Below are 1,455 nucleotides of genomic sequence, written 5' to 3' on the forward strand. Positions count from 1 at the left end.
ATCATAAGCGTTGGTAATTGATCATAACCCTAGAAAAATGATCATAAATCGGGAAAGTCTGGGGCTATTATAAAAAACGTACACACAACCGCTCATTATTGTTATATTCTAATTACTAATGAAAAGGACGTGTATGAAGTGGCTAAACACCAATCTCCTGCATTCAAGTTATATATTTGCCGTCTTGTGGTAGAAGAAGGCCGAAAGATGACTCAACTCTCCTATGAAACAGGCGTGGCCGAGGGGACCATTAGAAGATGGGTATCCAGATATCGCAAAGAATTGAAAGAAAAGAAATCAGGTGAAGGAATATCAACTCCTGGAGATTTAGAAAAGCAACTCCGCGCTGCTGAAAAAGAGATGGAGAACCTTCGAGAAGAAAATGAGATTTTAAAAAAGGCTATGCATGTCTTCGCGAAAAACCAGTCATAAGGTACCAATTCATTCAGGAACATTCAAAAGAGTACAGTGTGGCGAAGATGTGCAAGATTCTGGATGTATCAAGAAGTGGCTACTATGAGTGGAAACACCGACCACTAACCATTGAATGGCAACGGAGACACGAAAACCGAGAAGCGATTAAGCAGGACGTCTTCCTATTTTTCCACCTTGGACATGGGGTCTGCGGTAGTCCGAGGATTCATAAGGATCTTAAAGAAATTGGCTATCAAGTAAGTGAAAGCTTCGTAGCTACGCTAATGAGAGAACTGGGATTGACCGCACAATTTAAAAAGAAATTTGTCACCACTACCAATTCCGATCATGACAAACCAATTTATCCAAACCTGCTAAATCGTCAGTTCGATGTAGAAGAGTTGAACACTGTATGGGTGACTGACATTACCTATGTCAACACATTAGATGGGTGGGTCTACTTAGCGAGTGTAATGGACTTGTGCTCAAGACGTATTGTCGGATACACCCTAGGTGTCTCAATGGGAGTAGAGCTGGTCTCCTCAGCGTTGAAGAAAGCACTTCTTTTGCGTCAACCAGAGAATGGGTTTCTTCATCATTCTGATCGGGGCAGCCAATATTGTTCAAAAGAATATATTAGCCTTCTTAAAGAACATGACGTGGAGATTAGTATGAGCAGGACAGCGAACCCCTATGATAACGCATGCATTGAATCTTTTCATGCCACCATCAAAAAAGAGCTGATCTATCGCTGGGGTACAGTGACCCGCGAACAGGCGTTAAAAGAAATCCCTAGTTATATTGATGACTTCTACAATACAACACGACGACATTCTAGATTAGGCTACCAATCCCCGATGAAGTTTGAGGAACAACTCATCAAGAGAAATAAAGAAGCGCTCATTTCCTGACCACTTAGACGGTGAAGGATAAATATTCCAACGGAATGTTTCTTCTTCACCGTCCCACCAAGCGGAGCGCGGTAGTATTCCTGATATAAAACCGAGCATTTTTCAGTGTACGTTTATTGACAAAATACCA

At 41.6% G+C, this 1,455-nt stretch carries 2 protein-coding genes; both read left to right on the plus strand.

All coding sequences use genetic code 11. The features are described 5' to 3' along the window. The first annotated feature begins 138 nt into the window (after positions 1-138). Entirely contained in the window at positions 139-432 is a 294-nt protein-coding gene (locus N693_RS19925; RefSeq protein WP_025783900.1) for a transposase, read from the plus strand. An 11-nt stretch (positions 433-443) separates the two neighbouring features. After that, positions 444-1,325, plus strand: coding sequence for an IS3 family transposase (locus N693_RS0106050; protein WP_253271158.1), 882 nt, complete (start codon positions 444-446; stop codon positions 1,323-1,325). Positions 1,326-1,455 lie beyond the last annotated feature (130 nt).

It is taken from the genome of Sporosarcina sp. D27, from assembly GCF_000586555.1.
GTDB lineage: Bacteria > Bacillota > Bacilli > Bacillales_A > Planococcaceae > Sporosarcina.